Here is a 20600-nt window from a genome sequence, read left to right as displayed (position 1 = left end):
TTATTAACTAAAACTATCGATTTTTGCTACTTATAAATCAATAAGTCAACTTCAACGTGAAATGTCTCATTTCCAGGCATTTTTCCTGATTCATGCTGCAGAAATTTAAAGCCTTTATGTAAATACAAACTTTTTGCAGGATTACCAGTTAACACTTCTAAATAAGTTGGACGTTTCATCTTAGTTAATGAAAATTCAATCAATTTACTGCCAATTCCTTGCTTTTGAAAACTAGGATCCACATAAAGCCAGGCGAGTTCATCATCGCTAAAGGCAACAAAAGCAACAATCTTTTCATCTATTGCTGCTACATAAATATTATATGAAAATAAGTCTTCTTCAATTGCTGCAATCTTCAACGGTTTGAAGGCTGCTTTTAATTCTTGCTTCCTTGCTTGATCGTGTATTACACATAAATCATCAAAGTCAGTTTCTTGAAATTTTCTAATTTAGATTTTATTCATAATGTTTAAAAGGCGCCTCCTCCGCTGCCACCACCAAAGCCGCCTGATGAACCACCGGAAAAACCACCCGATCCACCAGAAGCTGATGAGTTTAAGTTTGCCCCTGAATTAAAGCTTGAATTAAAATTACTTGCAAATCCATCCTGTCCTGAGCTATAAAATGGACCCCAGAACAAAATGTTTGCATCATCAATTTCATCTGCAAATTCTATTTTAAGTTGCTTCAATACCTTTTTAGATACACCTAAAGCAACTGCATATGGCATAATTTTTTCCCACAAAGGCAATTCTCCGACTTCACGCATCTTAAAATTACCAATCTCATCTAGCATTTTCTTAAAACCACGTACTTGATTAGTCGCCTCTGCTCCCTTATCAGTATATGGCGATAGCTTTTTATTACTATAAATAGTTGCTAGAATTGCGACTCCTATCAGAATTACAGCCGCTATAAATAAGCCTGCTGCTCCCTCACTAGAAAAGAAAGCAGCAATTATTCCAGCGCCACTTAATACTAACAAGATGATCATTAAAACTAAATTAGTATCTTTCTTACTCTCAATCTGTTTATCCAAAAATCCAGCACTAACTGCTTCTTGCTTTTTCTGTTTCTGCCAACTTGCGAAGATTTTACTTAACTTAGAAGATCGATGTTTTTTTAGTTCATAGGTTGTAAAACTTTTTCCATCGCCAACCTTATTAAATAGGTATCTTATTAAAGGAACTTCATCTTTCAAGTCCTTGTCGGTTAAAGAAATTTTATAGTATGTTTTTCTTCTTACCTTAACTGGATCAATTTCTATCCTCTTTTGTACAGCTAATTCCATTAAATAAGCAGTTAATGATCTAGAACTTGGCTTATTATCTATATCCAAAATTTCAGCCATTACTGGTGAGACTCTAGGAAGATCATAATTTCTGGGTAATTGCTTTTCTTTTTTAGGCTTTACTCCAGATTTCTTCAAAGTAAAACTTTTAATTATTATGAATAGAGAAAATAAGCCTGATAGTGCCAAAGCACCTAAGCCAAATATTCTACTCCTTTGACGACGTTCATTAGCTTCCCGAGCAAATTTTGCTTCTTGATTCAAGACATATTTTTTATGATTTTGATCTCTAATATTTTTATTTTGACTTGTTACCGCTGTAGGAAAAAGACTGTGAACCTCGATTCCTTCATTTCCACTTACATTTGCAGCTGTCATAATAATATTGCCTTTTTCAGGATTAACTGTAATTTGTCCCGACAAGTCACCATGAGCCCAAGCTTTCAGATCCTTAACTGGACCCGGGAAAAAGATTCCTACTCGAACATTATCAAGATCTGTATCCCAGCCATCACCAATAATTTTAAAATTTAGTTCGGCTGTATCTTTCCAGTTAATGATGGCATTCGTAATTTCATAAGTATAAATTACCGTAAATTTATCACCATCAGTTACGTTATGCCATACCTTAAAGCGATAGCCATGGTCGCTATGACTCAATTCATAAGTATTATTAGCGTGACTATCACTTTGCACGACAGGCTGTGAATTCTTGCCAGATATTATTCTAACCTGCTGATTTTTTAGTTCTTGATTATTAGTAAGATTTTGTTGATAAAAAACACCATGAGCATCATCGTCAAATTTATAAGTGATTCTTCTCTCCATCAACAATGATCCATTTATATTTACATGAGCAGTAACATCAACATTAGTAATATCATAATCTACATCAGCTGATGCAGGTTTTGTAAAGATAATGGTTAAAGTTACAAGCATTATCATTCCAATTATTAGGTGAAAAAATTTTTTCATAGGTCCCCCGTGAGAAAAAGTGAGTTTTGGCTTAATTATAACTTAATACGCAAAAAAAGCGCTAGATAATATTCTAACGCTTAATTAGTGAATATATTTAGTTTTAAGCAGTAGCGCTTTGCTTTTTGTGAACTCTTAGATAGTGAATAATCGCATATACTAAAAAGCAAGCAAAGAAAATAGCCGAAATCAATAATCCCATTTTAGCACTTGGCGTAACTGCATTGATAATCATTGGTGAAATTGCGCATCCTACATTAACTAGTACCAAAACAATGGTTGTTGCTAAATTAACTGAATTTGCTGGAGCTGACCAGTCCAGCCAATTGTACATATATGGCACACCTAAGCCAAAACCAATTCCTAAAATTAAGCAACCAATACTCAACATAATGAAATTACCTGCTAACGCAATTATAAAGAAACCGATTGCTACTAAAGCAAATCCTAGTGGAAAGATCTTATCGTGTAATTTCTTAAAGAAGAACCCAAATGATGCTCCTACTGGAATACCAACTAAGTTCAAAACTCCAGTTAAAGCTGAAACCTCACTAACTGTTCCTAACTTTTCTTGAACAACTAAAGCAGGAATCTTAAAACTCATTGGCATATAAAATAGAAAAATAAAGAACATTAAAACCGAGATTAAAATTACTTTACCATTAATAGTCTGTTTTTCTTTTGCCTTTTTTGCTTTGTCAGCCTTCTTTTGTCTTGAAGAAGGAAGTGGAACAAATAAAATAAACAAGATCAAAACTGGAATTACTAAGAAATAAATTGCAAATGCTGCATGCCATGAAATAGTTAAAAGCCAACTAATCAGAAATGATGCAAGCGCTGCTCCCAAACTACCCATTACATTTTGATAGCCCACCATTGTGGCTAATTTTTCTTCATTACTACTATAGAATTGCGGAATTAAACTAACAGCAAGTGAGTTGAATAAACCAATTCCTGCACCGATCAAAAATCTAGAAATTAAAATAGGTGTATAAGCAGTTGCATACATTGGAAAAGTACCAGCTAACAAAGTTATTACCAAACCAGTAATAGTAGTTGGCTTTTCTCCCATTAACTTAATTAAAAATGGACTAATTAATAAACCAATTACAATTCCGATATTAGGAATCGTTGATAGCATTTCAACCCCGGCCTTATCTATGCCTGGAAAGGCATGATACATTAGCGGTAAAGCAGGTGCAATAGCTGGTGCCATCATTAAAAAGATTGAAATCGATAATAATGATATTTTAAAGATCACATGATCTTGTGGATTCTTTTCGTTCATTTTATTTTCCTCCCACTTCATTTCTGTTAATCTTTGACAAGATGCTTTCTAAAGAATTCAGCTTCTTCGTCATTAGCTTCTTTTGCTAACTCATCTTTTTGATTAATCAAGAAAACATGTGGTTCAGGATGCTTTTCATCGCCCCAAGACTTTTGAATAACTTCAATTCCTTTAGCTCTTAAAAAACCATCTAATCTAACAGCGCAGTCATGAATAAAATCTTCATTAGCAGTCGAAATAAAGGTTGGCAGAAAATCTTCAGTAATATATTTTTCAACATCAATTAGATCTTGATTCTTCGCACTCTTCATCACTTCTGGGTCAAAATATGCTAAAGTACCATTTCCAATCATGCCTGGATCTTTAATAAAAGTTGCCGGTGAGTTTAAAGCAACCGCTCTAAATTTTAAATCTGTTAGTGTATAACCAAATTTCTCACGGTATTTTGGATTAGTCAAAATAGCTGTATATTGTTCAGCCATCTGACCACCAGCTGAATCTCCAATTAAGAAGACATTATTTTTATCAAGATTGTATTCATCAGCATGGTCGGCTACCCAATGGATATATTCATTTACTTGATCAAGTTCCTTAGGAAATTTAACTTCTGGACCTAATTTATAGTTTGGATTAACAAATGCAAATCCTCTCTTCGCCATCCCTAAACCATAAAATTGATAAGTTTCTTTTGTTCCATAAACCCAGCCACCACCATGAATATTAATAATAACTGGAATCTTGCCTTTAACATTCTTAGGCAAATATAAGTCTAATAAATTCCATTTAGGATCCTCACCATATTGAAGATCATCTACACGTGTTACTTCTGGGATATCGTGTGGCAACCCACTGTCTCTCTTATCATCATTTTCTTTCCAGCTAATCCGCATTTCTTTAACTGCATTTAGAATCTTTTGCTCTTTCATAATATTTCCCTCTCTCATTGAATTCGCTTTCATAATAACTAAAAATGGATCTAAAAAATAGGCCAATCTTAACCAATTATTGGCGCAAATTGACCTATTTTGTTAATTTCTTCTTCATTTCAGATGCACTTTTGCCATATAGTTTTTTAAAAGCTCGATTCATCGTTCTAATACTAGAAAAGCCACAGCTAATGGCAATTTGAGTTAAATTCTTTTTGGATTTCTTTAATTCGCCATAAGCATGTTCAGCTCGGACATTATTAATATATGTTTCAACCGTAAGTTCCATTTCTTTCTTAAAGAAGCGTGCTAAATATTCTTTTGAAATATTACACTTTTCGGCAAGAAAGGCTAAATTCAACTCTTCTTGATAATGGTTATTTACATATTGTGTAATGTATTGTAAACGATTAATAATATATACTTTACGCTCACTAACCTGTTCCTGATCCTTCTTATCTTCAGTAAAATTAGCTAATAACAGACATAAAATTTCATCAATTAAGCGTTGCTGTTCTAAGTGTTTAGTTGGAATTTTAAGAAAATACACTTTAATAAACTGACTAAGTAACCCCTGCAAGTGAAGATAGGCAAGTTTCTGCTTATTGGAAAACATAGTAGGGTCATTAATTTTAATGACTTGATGAGCAATATCAGGGTATAAATTAGCAATATAGTCATATGGAAAAATTATTGATAATGCAAGCGAATCAGTATTCCTAAAATCATGAATACTATGAATTTCTTGCGTATTTACTACCAAAATTGTTCCTGATTGAGAAGAATAGTGCTTTTTATTGATCAAAAAATCATCTATTCTCCCATTTTCAACATAGCTCAATTCAATTCCTCGATGCCAGTGCGGAGCAATATATTTTTCAGAATTATGATCATGAAAAACAAAATACCAAACAGGTAGCGGATCAGTAGGAATCACTATTTCATGCTGCTTGATTTTTTTGCCATATGTCATTATAGTTTTTCACCATTTACATGAATAAAGAGATTGTACAAAGCCCCGTAGAGGTTCGCACCATTCTTAAATTTAGCCTCAACTATCTTTGGACGAGTGAAAGTCTTTCTAATCAATTCATTATCAGCTAAAACTTGATCATAAGCTTGATTAATTCCTTGAATCACAATTGGCTGCGCAGAAATGCCACCACCAATTGCAATTGCATCTAAGTCCACTACGGCTTGAATATCGATAATAATAGCGGCAATTCGCTTACAATACTCATCAAAAATTTTCTTTGCCTTTTCATTTCCATTATTAATTGCTTCAAAAGCAGCTAAGCCGTCAGTCTCATCATCATTTTCGATGGCTTCGTTAACATTCTTGATCATTTGAACAGCAGAAGCATAACCACCGGCAAAACCATCAAATCCAGGTTCTTTCATATTAAGCTGCAAGAAACTTAATTCACCGGCTTGAAAATGTGCCCCATTTAACAGCTTTCCATTAACAATTATTCCTCCGCCAACACCAGTACCTAAAGTAATCGCAGCACAATTTCGCATATCTTTTAGACTACCAAGCCAGTTTTCAGCTAAAACGCTAGCTTTACCATCATTAATCACAGTAACTGGAATATCATATTTTTTATATCTTACTGCAAAATCGATGCCATCAAGAAAAGGTAGTGCTCCGCCAAAGTGAATTTTAGTATGCGCAATTTTTCCTGGTGCACAAAAAGCGATCCCTTTAATCCCTTTTTTTACATATTTCGCTACAATTCGATCAATATTTTTTAAAAATTGTTCTTTATCATGCGATGTTTTAATTTTGCCTTGTTCAATAATATTCCCCGCATTATTAAGTTCAGCATATTTTACGTTTGTTCCCCCAATATCAATGCTTAAATAATTCTTTTTCATCATTATCTCCTCTTCTAATGTTTAGCGCTTACAAAAGATATTTTATGGTGGATTGGCTTTCAAAACAAGTTACATATTGACATTCTTTAGTTTAAAAATTGATATTAAAAAAAGAGATCTTTCGATCTCTTTTATCTTTATAAGCCGATATGTTCCCAGGGTTTCAAATCAACAGCTGGTTCTTCCCAAAGCTTAACCAAATCTTCAGGTAAATATTTCTTATCAACAACTACATCATAAACATATTCTTCAAACCACTTCTGGCTCATTTCGTAGAAACCCTTGTGACCATATTTATCGCCCCAAGAATTTTCTACTTTCCATTTACGAATTTCACCATTGTCTTCATCAACGCCGACTAAAGTCATATCATGGGTTGCAGAACCTTCACCAGTAGCTAATCGATCAGCTTTACTCATTTGAGTATCAACACTAAACAAGTCATCAGTCTTGTATAGATCAGTATCAAGGAAGCCAGTTTTACGTTCCATTTGTTTTAAGACATCATTTCCAAAAATAACTGCTTTTCCATCTTTCAATTGAGCTGCAGCTGCTCGTGCCAAAACTTCAATCGGCACATTTAAGCCAGTAATTGGTTGGCCACCAGCAACATTGTCATATAAACCTTGGTGGTAGCGTTTGTTGTAATCATAATTAGGTGAGTTTAATAAGACAACATAATCGTCCCAATTAAAATCTTTCAAATACTTTTCTGCAAATTGACGTGGGGTTAAATCTTTTTCTAAATGATACTTTTTATCATCATCACGATACTCTAAATCAAACTTCTTTGGTGGTTCACCCAAAGCTACTGCAGCCATACGGTAAACTTCATTTAAGAATTCCTTTTTAGCCTTTTCAGCTTCTTCAAGCTTGCCTTCTTGAACTAATTTACGTAATACTAGGGCATCTTTTCTTTCCTTACGAGCTAAAGAATCAATTAAAGCTGTAGTGTTGTTTGACGTAGCATTTTCTGGCATTGCGTATGATGGAACTACTCCATATTTTTTTACCAAATTAATTGCCATTTGCCATAAGCCACCATCTTGACCTGCAAAATACAACCAAGTTTCAACTTCACGATCATCAACTGGCTTATCAGCTAAACGAATCATACTATCATAAAAAGCGTTAGCTCTTTCAATCTTATCCCAGAAGAAATTATAAGCTTGTGAAAAAGTAAAGTCCTTAACATGATATTTTTTGCCAAAATGATGACGCAAAACATTCAAAGTTGCAAATTCCCAGCAACGACCAGAATGCTTTTGGTCAGTTACTCCACCAATATCAAGTTCGGTAGAAAAAGTATGATTTAAACGTTTTGAAACTTCATCATTAAATGATGCTTCAAATAATCCATTTCGACGAGCAGCACGAGATGCTACTTTATTTTTATCATTTTTATTAAAATCTGCAGAAAAAGCTGCTAGTTCTTGTTCTGATAAAGCACCCATTTTCATTTCTCCTTTTAACTTTATTAGATTTGTTTAATTAGTTTTAATCTTACATTAATATAAAAAATAAGCAAGTTATCTAGCAAAAAAGACCAAGTATTTTTGCAATACTTAGTCTTTCTTAAACTATATTAAAATGCAGGCAGAATAAAATCTTTGGATCTATATAAATTATTCAAAAATTTCATCAATATCAAGTACTACAACAAATGCATTAGGAGTATCAGTACCAGATACAACTTTCTTTGCATATTCATCATCTTCATGAACATGTGCAGTTGCTAAAACTTGAACAGCAGTATGAGAAGGAACGTCTGCTGCAACTAATGCAACTTTAGAGCCACGCTTAATGTTTTCATAAGCTGCACCCTTAGTCTTTTCAAGATATTGCATATGACTTGGATCTAATACAGTCATTGAACCTTTAGGACCAACTTGTGGGTTACCATTTTCGTCAACAGTAGCAATGTAAACCAAGTTATTCTTAAAAAGATCTGCTTGTTTGTCAGTTAATTTGTTTGTATCTAATTTCTTCATAGTATACAATTCCTTTCTATCACTTATCAATTACAAGTATAGGCCTCTTAAGAGAAAAAATCTTCTTTTTTGCTCAAGTTTTTATAATATTTTTATTATATTAAATAACAAATCGACAGCTTTATTTCAGTCAATAAATATGTCAAGTATTAGCTTTACCCTCTCATTCATATTTTTAATCAATAACATTTGCTTTAAATCTGTAACTTTAAATTTACCTATGTATTAAATATTGTTTGCAATTTTTTGTATTAAATTCATACTGAAACACATCATATAATTATAAAAATAAATTTATAATAAAAATAAGAAAGCTATAATTTCATGTTGACATATTTTCAAATCAGTGTATTATTATGAGCACAAACATTATTATCAAACAGCTTTGATAAGGAAAAGTAATTAAGTGCTCGTCTCTCAGAGAATTTCTGGTTGGTGTGAAGAAATAGATAGAGTCTTAATGAAAATCACCTTTGAGCGTAAACTACGATTTAAAGTAGTTTAAGGGACAGCCCTTTATAGCGATCTCTTGTATTGAACCGTACGTTATTAAAGACTAGTTTTTCTAGTAAAAATAGGTGGTACAGCGACAAGACGCCCTATTAGATCATTGTGATCTGATAGGGCGTCTTTTTGTTTTCTTAATCATGCTGTTATTGGATTTTTGACGAAAGGAGAATTTTATATGAAGATGTCAAAGTCCAAACTGCTGTATGTAACACTAGCGAGCTCACTAGCGATTTTATCAACTGCTTGTGGTGCTAAGAAAACTGATTCGAGTAATCAACCCATCAAGTTTTCTCAGGCTGTTCCCCATAAACCCATTAAAAAGGGAGGAACCTTAACCTATGCTTTAGAAAATGAATCACCATTTACTGGAATTTTTTCAGCTGAAATTGCTGATACTAGTCCCGATTCTGAAGCAGCTGCTCCAGGAGATGAAGCGCTTTTTGATATTAATGATCATTATCAATTTACCAATAAGGGTGCTGCTAGTTTAAAGTTAAATCATAGTAACAATACTGCTGAAATCAAAGTAAAAAAGAAGGTTCGTTGGTCTGATGGAAAACCAGTAACAGCCAAGGATTTAGAGTATGCATACGAAATTTTAGCTAATCCTAAAGTTCAAACTACTCAATATACTTCTTCGCTTGAAAATATTAAGGGAATGGCTGAATACCATCGGGGAAAAGCCAACAATATTTCAGGTCTTGAAATGCCAGACGGACCAAATGGAAAAACATTAATTCTTCACTTTAAGGAATTAAAACCAGCAATGATGAACTCAGCTAATGGTTTTTTCTGGGAACATGCTGCTCCTTACCATTATTTGAAAAGCGTTCCCTTTGAAAAACTTGTTTCTAGTCCGCAAATAAGAAAGCACCCACTCTACTTTGGTCCATATAAAATGGACAAAACTGTACAAGGCCAATCTACTAGTTGGTCAAGAAATCCATATTACTGGCGCGGTAAACCTAATTTTGAACATATTTACATGTCAAATATTACTAATTCTAATGTTTCACAAGCAATTAAGAGCAAAAAATTCGACGTTGCAAATGTTCTTAGCTCGCAATGGGAACAGGTAAAAAATACTAAAGGCGTCAATTTTGTCGGCAAAAAAACACTTAGTTACGACTACTTAGCCTTTAAGGTCGGAAAATGGGATGCAAAACTTGGTAAAAACGTTGAAAATCCTCATGCTAAGATGAATAATCCTGCTTTACGAAAAGCAATGGCTTATGCAATGAATGTTGATGTCATTAATAAACGTTTCTACCATGGTTTAGAATTCAGGATTAATTCTTTGATTCCTTCACAATTTACTCCATATTATGATAAAAATATTCCTGTCTATTCTTATAATCTAGATAAAGCCAATAAACTACTAGATAAAGCGGGCTATAAAAAAGCTCCTGGTGCACTCTATCGAAGTCAGCCAAATGGTAAACCATTAGTTATCAATCTAGCAGTACGTGGTTCTGGTGAAAATAGCGAAGCTATCTGGCGTAACTACATTCAACAATGGAAAAAAGCCGGCTTAAACGTTAAGTTCCTAGGCGGGCGGCCAATGGAATTTAATCGCTGGGTAGCAGCTGTTAAAGCCAGTGATCCTAAGATTGATGTTCTTGAAGGAGCTTGGGGCGCAGCAGGTGATCCTTCTCCAAGCGTCTTTTATGGTGAAAAAATGCCTTATAATTTTGCCCGTTTTGTTTCTCCGACAAACACTAAATTATTGAATGAAATCGATTCTGCCAAATCTTTTGATAAAAAATATCGGGTGCAAAAATTTCATGAATGGCAAAAATGGATGTACAACAAAGCGTATGTAGTCCCAACTAGTGGTGCCTATTCAGTAACAGCTGTAAATAGTAAAGTCTCTGGTTGGTCATTAAAACCTTCTGCTAATGTTTGGTATGAAGCGGGCTTTACTAAATAATAAGTTTAATCAACATAAATTATAGAAAAAACAATATCGACTTGTCCTAAGAAGGAAGCATCACATTCCAGATGCTTCCTTCTTTATTTATCAATTTTTACATACCTACCATGCGCATCAAGGACACCTTTGAAGTGATACTTCTCACCATCTTCGGTACGGAAATCACCTAAATCTATTTCACCATATCCCTTCTCTGCATCAGTAATTTCAACATCGCTGAAAGTATGCTCAAAAAAGGTTCGAACAATTTTACTCTTTAGCTTGATATCTTTTGATCGTTCAAAAGCAGCAGCTAAAGTAAAACCATTATCAAGTTGCTCTTTAATAAAAACAATTAAATATAAAGTTGATAAATTGTATCTTCTAACACCGCTATTATCATCAGAAATGGGCTCAATATAGCCCTTTTTCTCCCAATAGCGTAATTGTCTTTGTGACACGCCAACTACTTTGCTGACTTCCCCAATTCCTACTTCAATATTTTGAAAAACATTATGAAGGATCTTTTTTGATTCCATTGTTTAATTCCTTACCTCGTAATCTTATTTATAGTTTAATAGCTTATGTAAGTTTTTACAACATATATGTTAGATTCTATTACTCTTGTGTAAGAAAATTTGACAATGCTTTGATTTAAGCATATAGTTCTTATAGTTTGTAAGATTTTTTAACAATAGAAAGGATAATTCAAATGGATCAACAACCAACCGATATTCACGGAAAAGCCTATAATCGAAACTTGCTTGTTTTAGTTTTAATTATTGGATCTTTCTGTACTGTTTTAAACGGGACCTTGCTTGCAACAGCTCTTCCTTCAATTATGCGTTCCTTTCATATCAGTACTGCCACTGCTGAATGGCTTTCAACTGCATTTTTGTTAGTTAATGGGGTTATGATTCCAGTCTCAGCTTGGTTAATTAATCGTTTTGGCTCAAGGAAAATGTATTTGACAGCAATGTCTGTTTTCTTTATCGGGACAGTGACAGCTGCACTTGCGCCAAATTTCGGCACTTTATTAACTGGAAGAATTATTCAAGGGTTGGGTGTTGGTGTTACTATGCCATTGCTTCAAACCATCATGCTTTCAATCTTTCCCGCTAATAAGCGCGGCGCTGCGATGGGAACAGTTGGGATTGTTATTGGCCTCGCACCAGCTATTGGTCCAACCTTATCTGGCTGGATTGTTGATAATCTTTCTTGGCGCTACTTATTCAGTATTATTGCTCCAATTGCTGGAATAGTTATTATTTTAGCTTTTTTCTTAATTAAAGACGTTCTTCCAACTAAGAAAGAAAAAATTGATGTTTGGTCAGTGACAACTTCAACTGTGGGTTTTGGTAGTTTACTTTATGGTTTTTCAGAAGCTGGTAATAAAGGATGGACTAACCCCGAAATTTTAGGATTTATTGGCGTAGGAATTGTATTTGTTATTCTTTTTGGTATTCGCCAATTAAAAATGGCAGATCCATTTTTGGATATCACTGTCTTCAAACATTTCGAATTTTCTTTAGCAGCTGCTTTAAGTGGTATTACCAATTTAGCAATGGTGGGTATTGAAATGGTATTACCATTATATATTCAAAACCTACGTGGTGTGTCGGCATTTCACTCAGGATTGATACTATTACCTGGTGCCTTAATGATCGGAATCATGTCACCAATTACGGGGCGTTTATTCGATAAATATGGTGCACGAAAAATGGCAATTACTGGAATGACTCTTTTAACGCTTGGTACTATTCCATTTGTATTCTTAACTGCAGAAAGCTCATATACTATGATTATTGTTTTATACGCAATTAGAATGGTTGGTGTCGCTTTAGTTATGATGAATGTTACCACTTCAGGAATGAACTCATTGCCTTTAAATAAAATCGCTCACGGAACAGCAGTAAATAATACGTTCAGACAGGTCTTAAGTTCTATTGGTACAGCTATCTTAGTTTCAATTTTAACCACTACAACTAACAATAATATGCCAAACAAAGATTTACTCCATACTTTGCCACTTCAATATAAAAATCAGGCAATTAATGCCACTCTAGACGGATTCCGTGCTTCATTTGCAATGAGTATTCTTTTTGCCTTAGTTGCTTTAGTTCTTGCTTTCTTCTTAAAAAAGGGCAACCGCGCACGTGAAAACCAAGAAGAGGTGAATGGATAATGATAATTGTAATTCTAATTTTGGCAGCAATTTTATTTATATATTTTAATGTCATCCCTGGTAAAGGCCATACTCTAGTTTCATGGATTTCTTTAATCATTACTTTACTTTGCGTGCTGGGTATCGTCGCACATGACTACAATCACTGGGGGATGAAGACTGAAACACAGACTAAGACACAACATTTAGTTTCAAGTGCTAGTCCTAACCTTCCACTTCTACTTTATCAACCTCTAGGTAATGGGACAGAAAAAGTATATTTATATAAGACTAATAACAATCAGAAGAAGCCTAGAGCAATTAAATTAGATAAGGTTTCAACTAAAATTAATCACGGCAAACAGCCAAGTCTCAAAATAAGAACCACTCGGTATGTTTACAAAGATAATTTTAGTCGTATGATGTTTAATATCTTTAATCATAATAATGAATTAAAACATAGAGAGTATACTTTTACTCTTCCCTCAAACTGGAAAATTATCTCAACTAAAGATATGCAAAAATTACAAAAACAAATGCAAGAAAAAATGCATGCCCAAAAGGCTGCATCTCTTCATTAATTATATTTTCTTCAGAAAAGACGTCCTCAGCGGCGTCTTTTTTAATCCTTTATTTTTAGCATTTCATCTAATGGCACACGCGGAGCGCGATATTCGTTAACTCTAGTTGCCATATCTGCATATCCTAAAGCTATTCCCATTGCAAGCCATTCAGAGTCAGGAATATTCATAATTTGTTTAACAGATTCTGGAAATTTCACAATTTCATAAGCTGGCATTGAATCAATTCCCATTCCTCTAGCTGCCAACATCAAAGTTTGACCAAAAGCACCTAAATCGTAATCTGACCATTGATTTGAATCTTTAGGAATAGTTAAGTAGCAAATTGCTGGTGCATCATAAAGACGTGTCTGTAGATCCTGACGTGTCATGTCAGACAACTCTGGATTTTCCCAAAAATGAGCGGTTGCTTCATTATGCTTTAGCATATTTTCTCTTGGAAACTTAGCCCAATCTTCTCTGTGAGTGGTTGGCCAGTCAGGATTTGCTTTAACACCGTTCTTAACATTTTCAGCATGACGTTTTTTAATTGCTGCTAGTGTGTTACCCGTTGCAATATATACCTTCCAAGGTTGTGAATCTACCCATGAAGGAGCGTGTTGAGCTAGTTCAACAATTTTTTCTAGACTCCCTTTTGAAATCTTATCGTCTGGATTAAATAAACGAACTGCATGCCGGGTTAAAATTGCTTCTTCTACGTTCATCATATATACCTTCTTTAAATTCTTTATTGTATTAATATCTTAATTTTAATCCTTTTATGACTATAAATAAAAAGCTGCAACCATTTCTGACTGCAGCTTAACATGATCTAATGAAGAAAAATAAATTGTTACACTTCTTAGGAGGAGAAGTTTCGATCAGTCATTTATATCCTAGTTCAAATTTTAATAATTGTTAAGCGCCTAATTACAGACAACTTGTCTTTTTTCAAAAAGATGAATATATTAAGAGTGAGTTTGTAGACCTTTTCTCTACTAATGAAGGAACTAATTTATGAAAAAATATCAATTTTTATCATTTAAAACAGCTGATATTGGCGACTACCTTAAAGTCTTTGCATGTACTGCCGTCATGTCGCAACCAATTATGTCCTTAGTTATGGACATCAGGCAACCAGCTCATACTCAAGATATTTTTGGTCTCCTATATAATCTAGTAAAATATACTGCCCCTGCTTTTATTTTTGGAATCTTATATACAACTACTAGAACCTATGATTTAGAAAATCACTTTTTATATAATAAATACCTTCGTAATAATTGGTCTAACTTATTCGTACCGACTATCTGGTGGACTTTAATTTATTTACTAGGAATGCCCTGGGAACAGCAAGTAAACAAATACTATAATTTTCCAACTTTTTGCTGGCAATTCATTAACGGAAATGCTGCTCCTCATCTTTGGTATAACACGATGATGCTACAATTTATCATCCTAATGCCACTCTTTTGGGCGATTAGTCGCTATGTGGGAACTAATATTAAACGTGGAATCATAATTGCAATCGTTACGTTTATCCTTTATTTCACCTGGCTTTGGTTTTACGACACCTATGTCTTTCATGGCATCCATCAAAACGATTGGTATTTACTGGATAGAGCTTTTATCTCTTTCTTTATCTATGGCGTCTATGGTGTTTTGGCCTGGCAATTACGCGATTATGTTAACGCATTTTTTACTAAATTTTGGTGGCTGCTTAGTATTATTTTTATCATTTGTTTCATTTGGACCAATCTTGAACTACAAAGTTTTGGCCACCCCATTAATTTTAATAATGCTCCGTATTATAAACCTTCCATGACACTATACTCTTTAGCAGTTATTGCTCTAATTGCTGCATTTTGCTTGCATCAAGTAAAGAAAAATTCTCAAACTAGTCTAAAAATTTTTCATTTTTTGGCTATTTATGCCTATCGTGCATATCTTTCTAATGTATTCTGGAACCAATTAGTTTGGCGCGGCCTAAATATGTCATTTCACGCTCACTATCATCCCTTTTTAACTTTCTTTGGGACATGGATTTTTACTTGGTGTTTATCTTTTGCTTCTGCTTATTTATTACATCTTTGCTGGACTTGGTTTAAAGAAAATAAATTGGTCAAAATTAGTTTTCTGTTCAATTAAAAAAGCATCCTAATGACGAAAAATTATCATTGGGATACTTTTTTTATCTAGCATTCATTTTCTTAGCTTTTGGCTTAATCTTAATTAACTTAGCAATTTGGTTAATATCTGCATTATTTTGAGCAATAATTAATTCTTTATTTGATCGCGGATAATCAATAACTTGTCCGTGATTCGCAGCAAAAGCTTGTAAAAACAACTTGCTACTCCTACCATTTCCTTCTCTAAAGGGATGAAGATAATTCAAACGATCAAGCAAAAAAGCATAATCAGTATTAGCAATTTCTTTTCGACTCGCTAATTGTCTCATTTTCTCATCTATTTCTTCGATCCCAAACTTAATCCGAGTATATTCTAGAAACTCAGTATCTCCCTTAATCAACTCATAATCTCGAATTTGTCCTGCCCAATCATAAAGCCAGCCAAACATAATCTTATGAATTTTCTTCAAATCTTCAACGCTAGTAATCTTTTTATTCTTCCTCAAAAAAGCTAATGCGCGCACAGCTGAACCTAAGTATTCTTTTTGCGCTAATTCTGCCGCATCCTTAATATTGAGTTTATTTTTAAGCGTTCCATTAGGATAAAGAAACTTTCTGCGATACCATTCTGTATCTTTTGGCTCCTCACTCATCTTTCTCACCCCAAATCCGACTTATTTCAGTTTGGAACTTAGGAGATGGATTAATTGCTTCATCAAGCAATCTTAAAATATCCTCTTCGTCAGGTTGCCAACCTTCTAAATGCTCACTTTCTACCACAAAGCGAATTTGTTCATAAACTTCAGGATCTTCAATATAGATTCCTTGAATCATTTGATGATGATCATTAATCTTCAAAGAATAAACTGGATCAAGTAATTCTAATAAGTCTCCAGGCCGCATGTTCAAAGATGACGACAAAGCTGATAAAACTGAGCTTGACCAATTATCAGGATTTTCATTAAGTTCTTTTTTTAAATCTTGTTCTGCCAAGTGCTGATTTTGAGAAATATCTTTTAATGTAAGTTGGTGATTTGTAAGTAAAATTGATATTTTTGATAGCATAATTATCCTCATTAATTATTAACTATCCTTATTTTAAATCAAATACTCATATTTTCGATCAAAAACATTTAATTAAAAATAGCGAATTAGTCACTTTTAAAATCACTAATTCGCTATTTTACTAGTTTGGTTTAATTTTTATTCAACTGTCACACTCTTAGCCAAGTTACGTGGCTTATCAACATCTAAGCCCTTATCTTTAGAAGCATAATAAGCAAGGAGTTGAGCTGGTACAACAGTTAGAAGTGCAGACATATAGTAGTTAATTTCTGGTAATACGATATCGTCGCCCTCTTTAGCAAAATCCTTACCAACAATTGTAATAATATTAGCTCCGCGAGAAACAACTTCTTGAATGTTACCACGAGTTAAGTCGGCAGTAGCTGGATCATTAATTAAAGCAATAACTGGAGTACCTTTTTCAATAAGAGAAATAGTTCCATGTTTTAATTCAGCTGCCGCAAAACCTTCAGTTTGAATGTATGAAACTTCTTTAAGCTTCAATGCTCCTTCTAAGGCAACGGCATAGTCAATTCCGCGTCCAATATAGAAGGCATTGCGTGACTTAATTAAGTACTTGTCGGCGATTTCTTTTAAGCTTTCCTTACTATCAACAAGTTGTTGCATCCCTTCAGCCGCAATAGCTAGGTCATGTTTTAAGTTCCAATCTTTTGCATCTTGATTATTAAGTGCTTCACCCAAAGCTTTAGCAAGTACTGCTTGAACGGCGATTTGAGCAGTATAAGCTTTAGTAGATGCGACAGCAATTTCAGGACCGGCTTCTAGTAGCATCGTGTAGTCTGCTTCTCTTGATAAAGTTGATCCTTCTACGTTAGTAATGGTTAAACTTGGTATATTACGCTTATTAACTTCTTTTAAAACAACGCGTGAATCAGCGGTTTCTCCAGATTGAGTTAGAAAAATAAAAAATGGCTTTTTACTCATCATTGGGAAGTGATAGCCAGCTTCTGAAGCTAAACCAACTTCTGTTGGAATACCTGTGTAGTGTTCTAAAAGTGTCTTTCCGACTAAGCCAGCATGGTAACTCGTACCTGCTGCATAAATATAAATTCGATCTGCTTTAGAAAGAGCATCAATGATTTGAGGCTCAACCTTAACGTCACCATTTTCATCAAAATAAGTTTGAGAAATTTTACGCATCACGCTTGGTTGCTCATCGATTTCTTTTAACATATAGAATTCATAAGTACCTTTGGAAGCTGCGTTTGGATCAATATCTAATACGTGAGGTTTACGTTCGACTTTTTTACCGTCAACAGTTTCAATTGTGTAAGAATCCTTGGTAATGTCACCTACATCACCATCTTGTAAATCAACAAAAGTCTTAGTTTGGTCTAAAACAGAAATTGCATCAGAAGCAATAATATTAAATCCATCTCCAAGACCGAGCATCATTGGTGACTTATTCTTTGCAATAAAAACATGGTCTGGTTCAGTATTATCAACCAAGAGAAAAGCGTATGAGCCTTTAACTAACTTCAAAGCTTCTTTAAATGCAGAAAAGCCGTCTAAATTCTTTTCACGAGCAATTTTACCAATTAATTGAACAACCACTTCAGTATCAGTATTTGAATGGAATTTAACACCTTGTAAGTATTTTTCCTTTAATTCTACATAATTTTCAATTACACCATTATGAACTAAGTAAAAACGCTTAGTTTCATCAAAATGAGGGTGAGCATTATCAACTGTTGGTTTACCGTGAGTCGCCCAGCGAGTATGACCAATTCCAACTAAGCCTTGTTCATCTGGAGTTAGCTTTTCTTTTAAGTTAGAAATTCTGCCAACTGCCTTAGTCAAATATTCATTACCATTAAGATCATTTAAGTACATACCTGCTGAATCATAGCCACGATATTCCAAGTTAGTTAGACCATTTAAAATAATATCTCTTGCAGGTTTTCCAACAACACCAACAATTCCACACATACATTTTTCTCCTTTGGTATAGTTCATTTAAAATAAATGGACTATCTTTTATTTGCTGTCATATGAGCAATAATAACCCTATATTAAAAATTGGTCAAGAAGTTTTATTTGTAATTGGTCTATATCAAAAAATGATTTTAAAGTTAAATTTGTTTTTAACAATCGTAAAAATATGCTTGGGGGGTCATTTGGGGGGTCAAATAAAAAATTGCAAAAAAAGACGCCCCATGCGGAGCGTCATATCAGTGATTTGGGTGAGATTCGAACTCACGACCCACGGTTTAGAAGACCGTTGCTCTATCCAGCTGAGCTACCAAACCAGTTCCTTAACAGAACATATTCTAGTATAGGGAAAAGGAAGTTGGATGTCAATTATTTTTTGAAGAAATTTATTTAAATATATATTTTTCAACTCCAAGCCTGCATGCAGCAGATTATCAGTGGTAAAAGATTAGATATACTATGACTCAAAATTGCCATTTTTATATCATCCGTCTTCTGGTAAACATATCCAAAAGCTACTCCGGATAAAAATCTATTCAAAAATGACCAATTCAGAGTTACATTATGAGCACCAGCAAAAATAATTGCCGTCAAAATAATCGCTATCCATGGATTTAACCTTTTGAAAATACCTTTTTGAATTCCAGCTTGAAATAATAATTCTTCTAAAGTGGGGCCGATTACAGCTAGGGATAAGATTAAAGGTACAGCTAATCCTGTTTTCAATGTTTCTGTAAATACATCCGGTTTGGCATTAACAAAGACAGAAAACATTGTTAATAACTGAAGAATAAAACAAAATACACCTGCTCCTAATGATAAAATCAGATTTTTTCGACTTAATTTTTTTGAAAAATCCAATTTATTATTTAGCCATTTACAAACATACCATTCCATAATAAATGTGATAATTGTAAAGATAATTATCATAAATATATTATGAAACATATTCACATGCTTAAAAGCTTCAATAAATTGTTGCTGACTATCGATTGAATATACAGGTGTACTTTCCAAAATTGGTACTTGCATAAAAGCAAAAATAAGAAATAGGCAAATGGCGATCCCTATCCATTTGAATACACACTTAATTATTTTCATCAAATTTCTCCCAAACTTAATCTTTGCTTTTATTATAGTGCTGTTTTAAATCAACTTATAGTGCTTGCAGGCATTATAGATTCCATCCTCATTAATATCACTGGTCACATAATCAGCAATCTGCTTCACTTGTTCTTCCCCGTTACCCATAGCAACACCCGTTTGAACAGCTTTAAGCATCTCTAAATCATTTTCACCATCGCCAAAAGCCATGGCATCTGCTAAAGTTTGACCCTGCAATTTAAGATACTTCTCAACACCCGCTAGTTTACCACCATCTTTTGAAATAATATCTACTGCATACTCATTCCACCAACTTAATTTACAGTTTGGAAGATCATCAACCAATTTTCTCAAGTCATCACGGTTTCCATATGTAATAAATTGATAGACATTTTCACCATGATATTTACCAACTGGCGCAACTTTACTAGAAACAGCCTTTTGAGCAGCAACTACTTGATCTGTTACAAAATTAATGTACGGTCCTTCTTTACCGATAGTAGTAATCGGGACAGTCTTCTCTTTAATTAGTTTAACCAATTTTTTAGTATCTTGTTCATTAATAGGATTACCAAAAAGTTCATTATCATTTTCATCTAGACAAAGTTGTCCATTCATCGTCAAATAACCATCAAATTTTATATCTTTAACCGGTAATTTCTTTAGTTGGCTCATATCACGCCCAGTAGCTAACACTAGTTTGATGCCATTTTTACGTAAAAGTTCAAGTGCCTCTCTAGTACTTTTAGGCACACTATCTGTTTTATGTGAAACTAATGTTCCGTCAACATCAAAAAAGATTGTTTTTATCAAATTAAGTCACCCCTATTTTATAAATTATATCAAAAATGCGC

At 33.8% G+C, this 20600-nt stretch carries 19 protein-coding genes, 1 tRNA gene and 1 other annotated feature; of the genes, 4 read left to right on the top strand and 16 right to left on the bottom strand.

The features are described from left to right. Positions 1-26: 26 nt before the first annotated feature. From LGAS_RS03620 to LGAS_RS03585, 8 genes are all read right to left on the bottom strand, one after another. A complete protein-coding gene (locus tag LGAS_RS03620) occupies positions 27-449 on the bottom strand; it encodes a GNAT family N-acetyltransferase (RefSeq protein WP_003647550.1) in 423 nt (140 codons plus the stop codon). A gap of 20 nt (positions 450-469) precedes the next feature. After that, positions 470-2266 (bottom strand): DUF2207 domain-containing protein, encoded by a 1797-nt coding sequence (locus tag LGAS_RS03615; protein ID WP_003647551.1) that lies wholly within the window; start codon positions 2264-2266, stop codon positions 470-472. Between the two features lie 103 nt (positions 2267-2369). After that, complete coding sequence (locus LGAS_RS03610; protein ID WP_003647552.1) at positions 2370-3575, bottom strand: MFS transporter; 1206 nt, start codon at positions 3573-3575, stop codon at positions 2370-2372. Between the two features lie 5 nt (positions 3576-3580). After that, entirely contained in the window at positions 3581-4480 is a 900-nt protein-coding gene (locus LGAS_RS03605; protein WP_025012228.1) for an alpha/beta hydrolase, read from the bottom strand. A 94-nt stretch (positions 4481-4574) separates the two neighbouring features. Next, positions 4575-5453, bottom strand: coding sequence for an AraC family transcriptional regulator (locus tag LGAS_RS03600; RefSeq protein ID WP_003647554.1), 879 nt, complete (start codon positions 5451-5453; stop codon positions 4575-4577). Beyond that, positions 5453-6361 (bottom strand): ROK family protein, encoded by a 909-nt coding sequence (locus LGAS_RS03595; protein WP_003647555.1) that lies wholly within the window; start codon positions 6359-6361, stop codon positions 5453-5455. The genes LGAS_RS03600 and LGAS_RS03595 overlap by 1 nt, the downstream gene beginning before the upstream one ends. Before the next feature lie 134 nt (positions 6362-6495). After that, positions 6496-7812, bottom strand: coding sequence for a C1 family peptidase (locus LGAS_RS03590; RefSeq protein ID WP_021314814.1), 1317 nt, complete (start codon positions 7810-7812; stop codon positions 6496-6498). A 171-nt stretch (positions 7813-7983) separates the two neighbouring features. Continuing rightward, positions 7984-8349: a pyridoxamine 5'-phosphate oxidase family protein gene (locus LGAS_RS03585; protein ID WP_003647556.1), complete on the bottom strand. Its 366-nt coding sequence runs from the start codon at positions 8347-8349 to the stop codon at positions 7984-7986. Positions 8350-8725: 376 nt separating this feature from the next. Then, positions 8726-8954, top strand: a binding site (T-box leader). An 80-nt stretch (positions 8955-9034) separates the two neighbouring features. Between LGAS_RS03585 and LGAS_RS03580 the strand changes: the two genes are divergently transcribed. Next, a complete protein-coding gene (locus LGAS_RS03580; protein ID WP_080504039.1) occupies positions 9035-10789 on the top strand; it encodes an oligopeptide ABC transporter substrate-binding protein in 1755 nt (584 codons plus the stop codon). Positions 10790-10872: 83 nt separating this feature from the next. Here the strand turns inward: LGAS_RS03580 and LGAS_RS03575 are convergent, their stop codons facing one another. Continuing rightward, positions 10873-11310 (bottom strand): MerR family transcriptional regulator, encoded by a 438-nt coding sequence (locus LGAS_RS03575; protein ID WP_003647558.1) that lies wholly within the window; start codon positions 11308-11310, stop codon positions 10873-10875. A 173-nt stretch (positions 11311-11483) separates the two neighbouring features. Between LGAS_RS03575 and LGAS_RS03570 the strand changes: the two genes are divergently transcribed. Continuing rightward, a complete protein-coding gene (locus LGAS_RS03570) occupies positions 11484-12956 on the top strand; it encodes an MDR family MFS transporter (RefSeq protein ID WP_003647559.1) in 1473 nt (490 codons plus the stop codon). Continuing rightward, positions 12956-13516, top strand: a complete 561-nt coding sequence (locus LGAS_RS03565) for a DUF4811 domain-containing protein (RefSeq protein ID WP_003647560.1) — start codon at positions 12956-12958, stop codon at positions 13514-13516. Before LGAS_RS03570 ends, LGAS_RS03565 begins: the two co-directional genes overlap by 1 nt. Positions 13517-13557: 41 nt before the next feature. Here LGAS_RS03565 and LGAS_RS03560 read toward each other — a convergent pair whose 3' ends face one another. Further along, positions 13558-14223 (bottom strand): nitroreductase, encoded by a 666-nt coding sequence (locus LGAS_RS03560; protein WP_003647561.1) that lies wholly within the window; start codon positions 14221-14223, stop codon positions 13558-13560. A 289-nt stretch (positions 14224-14512) separates the two neighbouring features. On the opposite strand from LGAS_RS03560, the gene LGAS_RS03555 reads away from it, so the two are divergent. Continuing rightward, entirely contained in the window at positions 14513-15643 is a 1131-nt protein-coding gene (locus tag LGAS_RS03555) for an acyltransferase family protein (protein ID WP_003647562.1), read from the top strand. Between the two features lie 43 nt (positions 15644-15686). Here LGAS_RS03555 and LGAS_RS03550 read toward each other — a convergent pair whose 3' ends face one another. From LGAS_RS03550 to LGAS_RS03525, 6 genes are all read right to left on the bottom strand, one after another. Beyond that, a complete protein-coding gene (locus LGAS_RS03550; protein ID WP_003647563.1) occupies positions 15687-16277 on the bottom strand; it encodes a Fic/DOC family protein in 591 nt (196 codons plus the stop codon). Next, positions 16270-16689, bottom strand: coding sequence for a helix-turn-helix domain-containing protein (locus tag LGAS_RS03545; protein ID WP_021314811.1), 420 nt, complete (start codon positions 16687-16689; stop codon positions 16270-16272). The genes LGAS_RS03550 and LGAS_RS03545 overlap by 8 nt, the downstream gene beginning before the upstream one ends. A 138-nt stretch (positions 16690-16827) precedes the next feature. Then, positions 16828-18639 (bottom strand): glutamine--fructose-6-phosphate transaminase (isomerizing), encoded by a 1812-nt coding sequence (gene glmS / locus LGAS_RS03540; protein WP_003647566.1) that lies wholly within the window; start codon positions 18637-18639, stop codon positions 16828-16830. A gap of 246 nt (positions 18640-18885) precedes the next feature. Next, positions 18886-18959: transfer RNA gene (locus tag LGAS_RS03535), tRNA-Arg, on the bottom strand. An 88-nt stretch (positions 18960-19047) separates the two neighbouring features. Then, positions 19048-19743 carry a CPBP family intramembrane glutamic endopeptidase gene (locus LGAS_RS03530; RefSeq protein WP_021314810.1) on the bottom strand — a complete coding sequence of 232 codons (696 nt, stop codon included), beginning with the start codon at positions 19741-19743 and terminating at the stop codon, positions 19048-19050. 45 nt (positions 19744-19788) lie between these two features. Next, entirely contained in the window at positions 19789-20559 is a 771-nt protein-coding gene (locus LGAS_RS03525) for a Cof-type HAD-IIB family hydrolase (protein ID WP_011678858.1), read from the bottom strand. Between the last annotated feature and the right edge of the window lie 41 nt (positions 20560-20600).

This window comes from Lactobacillus gasseri ATCC 33323 = JCM 1131, from assembly GCF_000014425.1.
GTDB lineage: Bacteria > Bacillota > Bacilli > Lactobacillales > Lactobacillaceae > Lactobacillus > Lactobacillus gasseri.
Note: the sequence above shows the minus strand (reverse complement) of the source record. Positions and strands in the feature narration are given on the sequence as shown.

Coding starts and splice junctions, on each gene's coding strand:
- LGAS_RS03615 (WP_003647551.1), bottom strand. CDS start 2,266: ATGAAAAAATTTTTTCACCTAATAATTGGAATGATAATGCTTGTAACT.
- LGAS_RS03595 (WP_003647555.1), bottom strand. CDS start 6,361: ATGATGAAAAAGAATTATTTAAGCATTGATATTGGGGGAACAAACGTA.
- LGAS_RS03580 (WP_080504039.1), top strand. CDS start 9,035: ATGAAGATGTCAAAGTCCAAACTGCTGTATGTAACACTAGCGAGCTCA.
- LGAS_RS03605 (WP_025012228.1), bottom strand. CDS start 4,480: ATGAAAGAGCAAAAGATTCTAAATGCAGTTAAAGAAATGCGGATTAGC.
- LGAS_RS03585 (WP_003647556.1), bottom strand. CDS start 8,349: ATGAAGAAATTAGATACAAACAAATTAACTGACAAACAAGCAGATCTT.
- LGAS_RS03530 (WP_021314810.1), bottom strand. CDS start 19,743: ATGAAAATAATTAAGTGTGTATTCAAATGGATAGGGATCGCCATTTGC.
- LGAS_RS03590 (WP_021314814.1), bottom strand. CDS start 7,812: ATGGGTGCTTTATCAGAACAAGAACTAGCAGCTTTTTCTGCAGATTTT.
- LGAS_RS03610 (WP_003647552.1), bottom strand. CDS start 3,575: ATGAAGTGGGAGGAAAATAAAATGAACGAAAAGAATCCACAAGATCAT.
- LGAS_RS03555 (WP_003647562.1), top strand. CDS start 14,513: ATGAAAAAATATCAATTTTTATCATTTAAAACAGCTGATATTGGCGAC.
- glmS (WP_003647566.1), bottom strand. CDS start 18,639: ATGTGTGGAATTGTTGGTGTTGTTGGAAAACCTGCAAGAGATATTATT.
- LGAS_RS03600 (WP_003647554.1), bottom strand. CDS start 5,453: ATGACATATGGCAAAAAAATCAAGCAGCATGAAATAGTGATTCCTACT.
- LGAS_RS03545 (WP_021314811.1), bottom strand. CDS start 16,689: ATGCTATCAAAAATATCAATTTTACTTACAAATCACCAACTTACATTA.
- LGAS_RS03565 (WP_003647560.1), top strand. CDS start 12,956: ATGATAATTGTAATTCTAATTTTGGCAGCAATTTTATTTATATATTTT.
- LGAS_RS03550 (WP_003647563.1), bottom strand. CDS start 16,277: ATGAGTGAGGAGCCAAAAGATACAGAATGGTATCGCAGAAAGTTTCTT.
- LGAS_RS03560 (WP_003647561.1), bottom strand. CDS start 14,223: ATGATGAACGTAGAAGAAGCAATTTTAACCCGGCATGCAGTTCGTTTA.
- LGAS_RS03570 (WP_003647559.1), top strand. CDS start 11,484: ATGGATCAACAACCAACCGATATTCACGGAAAAGCCTATAATCGAAAC.
- LGAS_RS03575 (WP_003647558.1), bottom strand. CDS start 11,310: ATGGAATCAAAAAAGATCCTTCATAATGTTTTTCAAAATATTGAAGTA.